General features: G+C 46.1%; 5 protein-coding genes. All 5 read right to left on the reverse strand.

Features of this window, described 5'->3' with window-relative positions; genetic code table 11:
* Nucleotides 1-228: 228 nt before the first annotated feature.
* Entirely contained in the window at nt 229-2,691 is a 2,463-nt protein-coding gene (locus AC6CIF_RS30660; RefSeq protein ID WP_036607223.1) for an ATP-dependent Clp protease ATP-binding subunit, read from the reverse strand.
* 184 nt (nt 2,692-2,875) lie between these two features.
* Nucleotides 2,876-3,946 carry a protein-arginine kinase McsB gene (gene mcsB, locus AC6CIF_RS30665; protein ID WP_036607140.1) on the reverse strand — a complete coding sequence of 357 codons (1,071 nt, stop codon included), beginning with the start codon at nt 3,944-3,946 and terminating at the stop codon, nt 2,876-2,878.
* Nucleotides 3,947-3,974: 28 nt separating this feature from the next.
* The gene (gene mcsA / locus AC6CIF_RS30670; RefSeq protein WP_036607138.1) at nt 3,975-4,499 is read right to left on the reverse strand and encodes a protein-arginine kinase activator protein McsA; all 525 of its coding nucleotides are present in this window, start codon (nt 4,497-4,499) and stop codon (nt 3,975-3,977) included.
* A gap of 31 nt (nt 4,500-4,530) precedes the next feature.
* Nucleotides 4,531-4,992 (reverse strand): CtsR family transcriptional regulator, encoded by a 462-nt coding sequence (locus tag AC6CIF_RS30675; RefSeq protein ID WP_036607135.1) that lies wholly within the window; start codon nt 4,990-4,992, stop codon nt 4,531-4,533.
* A 462-nt stretch (nt 4,993-5,454) separates the two neighbouring features.
* Nucleotides 5,455-6,630 carry a GNAT family N-acetyltransferase gene (locus tag AC6CIF_RS30680; protein ID WP_498202615.1) on the reverse strand — a complete coding sequence of 392 codons (1,176 nt, stop codon included), beginning with the start codon at nt 6,628-6,630 and terminating at the stop codon, nt 5,455-5,457.
* Nucleotides 6,631-6,808 lie beyond the last annotated feature (178 nt).

Consider the following 6,808-nt stretch of genomic DNA (forward strand, 5'->3'; position numbering starts at 1 on the left):
TTCGACGAATTTCACCCAAACTCCCTGACGTGCAGGGTTACTAAAAGTTTACCATTGTTTGAGATTTTTCGTAAAGGATTATCGCAAACTTTACACATGTTCCTGACATAATCATGTCCGTCTTCTGTCCAAAGTGCAAAAAATCCTCCCCGGCCGAAGCCGAGAAGGATTTGATTAAGGAATAAGGATTAATACAAGCTGAAGTTTAACTCCAAAGCTTGCTGTATATTATTTGGTTTCGATTTCCTCATTGGACGGAACGACCACGTCTTTTTTCGTAACAGACAGTGCACCGTTCTCTTCGTCGATGAGCAATGAATCCCCTTTGGTAACGTTACCTGTGAGCAACTCTTCGGACAATTTGTCCTCGATATGCTTCTGGATCGCCCGACGTAGCGGACGCGCACCGTAAGCTGGATCAAAGCCTGACTTCGCAAGGAAAGACTTGGCATTATCAGTGAGTTCGAAATCGACCTCATGTTCGAGCAGTCGTTTACGAAGTTCTTCACTCATAAGCGTAACAATTTCAGCGATGTGTTTTTCTTCGAGTGAGTGGAACACGATAATTTCATCAATCCGGTTAAGGAACTCTGGACGGAAGCTTTTCTTCAGCTCATCCATCACTTTCCCCTTCATGTTGTCATAATCTGCTCCTGCATCTACAACTGCAGTGAAGCCCAGTGTAGAGTTACGTTTGATCGCTTCGGCACCCACGTTGGATGTCAAGATAATCAGCGTATTGCGGAAGTCAACGACGCGACCTTTGGAATCCGTCAGTCGACCATCCTCAAGCACTTGTAACAAGATATTGAATACTTCTGGATGTGCTTTCTCGATTTCATCAAGCAGGACTACCGAATATGGTTTGCGACGAACTTTCTCTGTCAGCTGGCCACCTTCTTCGTACCCAACATATCCTGGAGGCGCTCCGACAAGTCGGGAAGTCGAGTGCTTCTCACCATACTCGGACATATCAATCCGGATTACTGCATTTTCATCGCCGAACATCGCTTCAGCCAGAGCACGAGCAAGTTCTGTTTTACCTACACCTGTAGGGCCGAGGAAAATGAATGAACCCATCGGACGTTTTGGATCTTTAAGTCCCGCACGAGCACGACGAACCGCACGGCTGACAGACTTCACTGCCTCATCCTGACCGATGACACGTTCATGTAGAATAGACTCCAGATTCATCAGACGCTGTGTCTCTTCTTCTTTCAGTTGGTTCACAGGGATTCCTGTCCAGCTGGCTACCACTTGTGCGATATCCTCAGGAGTAACCTCGGAATCGGTGCGACCTTGTTTCTCTTTCCACTGGTTCTTCGTTACATCCAGCTCTTCACGGATTTTTTGTTCCGTATCACGCAGAGCTGCTGCTTTTTCGAACTCCTGACTTTGAACTGCAGCGTCTTTTTCCTTACGGATATCTTCCAGACGGCTTTCCAGTTGTTTCAGGTTTGGTGGGATCGTGTAAGAGTTCAATCTTACTTTGGAACCCGCTTCATCAATCAGGTCAATCGCTTTATCCGGCAGGAAACGGTCTGTAATGTAGCGGTCAGACAGTTTAACCGCCTGCACAATTGCTTCGTCCGTAATTTTCACGCGGTGATGCGCCTCATAACGGTCACGCAAACCGTGCAAGATTTGAATCGCTTCTTCCGGAGAAGGCTGATCTACAGTAATCGGTTGGAAACGACGCTCAAGCGCTGCATCCTTCTCGATGTATTTACGATATTCATCCAGTGTTGTCGCACCGATACATTGCAATTCTCCACGAGCCAGAGCCGGTTTCAAAATGTTAGAAGCATCGATGGCACCTTCGGCTCCGCCTGCGCCAATCAAGGTGTGCAATTCGTCAATAAACAGGACAATGTTACCTGCTTGGCGAATCTCATCCATGATTTTTTTCAGACGATCTTCAAACTCACCACGATATTTGGTTCCAGCGACTACAGAACCCATATCCAGGGTCATTACACGTTTGTCGCGCAATGTTTCCGGAATCTCATTTGCAATGATTTTTTGTGCAAGGCCTTCAGCAATCGCTGTTTTACCTACACCTGGCTCACCGATCAATACCGGGTTGTTCTTCGTACGACGGCTGAGCACCTGGATGACACGTTCAATTTCTTTACTACGTCCAATGACTGGATCCAGGTTGTTCTCTCTCGCATAAGCCGTGAGGTCACGTGCCAGACTGTCCAGCGTTGGTGTGCTTACATTGGCAGGTGTGCCATTATGGCTGGATACAGCTTCACTGCTGCCAAGCAATTGCAGCACTTGTTGACGTGCTTTGTTCAGGCTGATCCCCAGGTTATTGAGCACACGTGCTGCAACACCCTCGCCTTCACGAATCAATCCGAGCAGGATATGCTCTGTGCCTACATAGGTATGGCCCAATTTACGAGCTTCATCCATAGACAGTTCAATTACTTTTTTCGCACGTGGCGTATATGCAATGTTGGTAGGTTGCTCTTGGCCACGGCCAATCAGCGTTTCTACTTCATCCTGAATTTTTTCCAATCCGAGTCCCAGGCCGATCAGTGCTTTGGCTGCGATGCCTTCGCCTTCACGAATGAGGCCGAGCAAAATATGCTCAGTACCGATGTTATTATGACCGAGACGGACAGCTTCTTCCTGCGCGAGTGCGAGCACCTTTTGGGCCCGTTCCGTAAATCTTCCAAACATCATATCTCCTGCACCTCCATGGTTTTGGATAAAACGAGGTCATGTAAAGAAATAACCGTCGTATTCTTCATATCATTTTTGTTTGCAGCCGTGCTGCGAATAAAGTCATTCGGCATTTGTACATGCCTTATTATATAAAAGCCGCAATGCGGCATGAAACCATAATTCAATACTATATCAGGCTAAACTAGGACTGCTTCGCTGCATTGATCGTATCACGAATCAACTGAGCTCGGTAGATGTCACGCTCATCTGTGCGCATATCTTCCCCGAATGTTTTCTGCAAAAATCCCGGCTGTGTCATCACATTCAACTCATTCATTACCGTGATGGACAGTCCATCCAACAAGCCGAGATCCACGCCAAGGCGTACATCCGATAAGCGCTGTGCAGCTTCCTTGGAATCAACAATAGCTGCATGAGACAATATGCCGTAAGAACGCATGACCCGATCCGTAATTCGAAGTCTGGAGTCGGTAATTAACCGTTCTCTGGCTGTACGCTCATGACCTATCATCTGTAACACAACACCATGCAGGTTCTCGATGACTTCCTGTTCGGTCTGTCCCAGTGTAATCTGGTTCGAGATCTGGAACAGGTTACCCATCGCCTCGCTACCTTCACCGTATATTCCTCTTACCGTCAATCCCACTTGGGAAACTGCGGTTAGAATACGGCCAATTTGCTGCGTCATCACCAGGGCAGGCAAGTGCATCATAACCGATGCTCTGACACCTGTACCTACATTAGTAGGACAGCTGGTTAAGTATCCTCTGCGATCATCAAAAGCATAATCCACATGCGCTTCAAAAGCATCATCTATTGCGGAAGCTTTCTCCCAGGCTTCTTTCACCTGGAACCCCGGATAGAGGCACTGGATACGAAGATGATCCTCTTCGTTAATCATAATACTGACTGACTCATCCTCACTGAGAATAACCGCACCATTCCTGGATTCATTCGCAAGACTTGGACTGATGAGATGTTTCTCCACCAGCACCCGTTTGTCGAGTTCGTCAATATCGATCAGATCCAACGTATGAAAATCCCCAAAGGCATGAACGTCATCGTATTGAAGCACTTCGCTCAGCTTATTCAGCACCTCTTCCGATTGCTCATTGGAAGCCAGCATCGGAAACGGAACATGCTGAAGGTTGCGTGCAATCCGGACACGGCTGCTAATGACAATTTCGGAATCAGCCGCATCACTGCGCATCCAGTCGCTGAGCGCCTTCTCTGTAAAGCGCAGATTAGGCATTACGCATCCCTCCTACTCATGACAAACTTTACTCCTGAGCTATTCCTTTTTCAAGTCCTCTGATCTGGTCACGGATCTGAGCCGCCTCTTCAAATTCCTCTTGTGCGATGCTCTCTTGTAGCTCACGCTTCAGATCAGCAATTTGCCGTTTCACCTTGATGCGACCACCAGCTCGTGCAGGCACTTTGCCTACATGGGACGTATTACCATGAACCCGCTTGAACAAAGGATCCAGACGACTGTCAAAATATTTATAACATGAACTGCAGCCGAATCGGCCTATCTTACTAAATTGTGCGTACGTCATACCACACTCTTCACATTGAAGAGCTTTTGCAGGTGGTGTTCCTGCCGATCCACTTTTGCCGGCTGGATCAAAATCAAGCAATCCGGACAACAAGTTGTGAATGGAAAACCCACCTGCTGTTCCAGGGATCATTTCCCCTTTTTCACGGGCACATGACTCACAAATATGGAATTCCGTCTTCTCTCCATTTACGATCTTCGTAAAATGAAGTGTCGCCGGACGTTTATTGCATTCTTGGCACAGCATATTGATGTACCTCCTTTGACCCCGATAGTTTTCATTTACCGAGCAAAGATATTAACATCGCCTTCAACATTCTGGCACGAATTTGATCCCGGTAAGGAAGTTTGACCAATATAACCTCTCTAGATACAGCAGCTCGCATCAACCCGGCTTCCCGCTTGCTCAAGAAGCGCGCTTCTTCCAATTGATAGATCAGACCTTCGGCAGCTGTCTGCCCGATCTCTTCACCAATACTATGGTGCAAATGATTATGCAGAGCTGATTGGGCCGGTAATTCAATGCGCTGTATGCGAACATAACCACCACCGCCGCGTTTACTCTCTACCAGGTATCCCTTCTCGAGTGTAAAACGTGTGCTGATGACATAATTGATCTGGGAAGGTACACATGAGAATTGATCTGCCAGATCATTACGCTGAATTTCAACCATTCCTTCGGGACTTTCATGCAAAATACTCTTCAGATATCGTTCGATAATATCAGAGATATTACGCATCCAATCATCCTCCACTGTCTGAAACGTTAAGTCAATAAGGACCCACACGCCCCCACAGAGTACACCTTCTCTACCCATTTAACCAATCAGGGAAACAGCGAATCTTGCTTCCACAGGTGTCAACAGGAGAGCGAAGGAAGCACGAAGGTCCTTTAATATTCCCTTGATCCTCCAATGAAATGAATCCCGTATATCGGCGATCATGCATCAGATTGTAGAAAGGAAAGCTACTTAAGTATTAAACCTTTAGTTGACTTTGACTTTCTTTGACTTTATAACCATTATAGCATATTTTGTGGTTTTGCCAAGTGGGGTCACTATTCATTTTTTACGATTTTACACGAAATATTCCCCGGACACAAAAAAACCTCTCCAAAATTGCTGGAGAAGTCCATTTGTCTTTCAATCACGCCGTATTTCTATATAAGCTAATCAAGTTAAATGGAGCAGTGGGAATAGTCATCAGAAGAAATCGAGCAGATAGGTTTCCCGTTCAGGAATCGCTTGTTCCAAAGCCTTGATTGCTGTGTTCGGTCCGTGAATTCTTCCGATTCGCGCCATTTCCGTTGGTCTGCGATATCCCATCAGGACCGCGGTAAGGGATTGAATATCCACCTTAATGATCTGATCATCAGTAATTGGCTCCGATGTTTTCCATATGGACGCCGTTCCGTTCATTGCCACGTTTAATTGCCATGCCCCTTCATTCCATGGAGCGTGGGCATCTTCTACCTGAAGTACAATCTGCACCGGTGAGTCCTGGCTTGCAAATGGATACTGGGATATAAACTGCTCTACACTAACGATACGCGCCATAAAATAAGGTACAATCTCCTGCTGAATCCGCGGGTTATCCAATTGGAAGGCAAGCGTATCACTGGCAGGTGCCTGCAACGTTACTTCCTGGATCATGGAATCATGGTTGGCAATGAAGGTCCACAGCCCTTGCCTAGCCTCTTCATTCAGATAGATGATCTCTTTAATGGTAAATTTATTTTCCTTAACCTCATATAAAAGATAACCTTGTGCTGCATCAGCTTCATCGTAATATACAGCCTTCTGGCTGGTCCCATTAACAAGAACTGAATTCTCCCACCTTGCATCATCCCGGACCAGAGTTCCGTTATAACGCTCAGCATAAGCACTGTATACTTCATTTAATATGCTGAGGCCTGGATCCCCACGCCGAATTGTTCCAGGTGTCGCTTTTTTCGAAGGCAAATGAGCTGTAGGTACTTTATAACGTTTAAATTCAACATAAGTCTCCCATCCATACTTCCGATAGAAACCAAAAGAGAATGGATGCAAGAATGATATGCTCTGTTTGTTACGATTCATTTCTTCCAACGCATGCTTCAGCAGACCCGCTACCCAGCCTTTGCGTCTATACTCTGGCCAGGTGGCTACACCCGCAATACCGCCCATCTCGAACGATCTGCCATGAATATAGGTTTGAAAAGGAATGATGTGAAGTTTGGCTCCTAGCTGCCCGTCCTCATATACACCCCATATATCCTGTGACGAAAATTGACTCCGCCGCTTTTCTTTCTGTTCTTCACTCATTACTACTTGAAAAGCATATTCGGAGAGTGCCATCGCCGGTTCAAAATCATCTACCGTCAATTTCTGAATTTGCATGTTGTCTTACACCCCATTCGCTAGAGTTATATCAATCCAAATCATGGCCTGATATCTGATATATGTACTCCTTAGAGTGTGTCAGAGGATTCTTACAAAGTCAAATAAGAGATGCTTCCGCATCCCCTAAAATAAACAAATAAAAACCACCACCGAATAACATCGGCAGTGGTTCTTC

The sequence above is a fragment of the Paenibacillus sp. GQ49 genome (assembly GCF_059759055.1).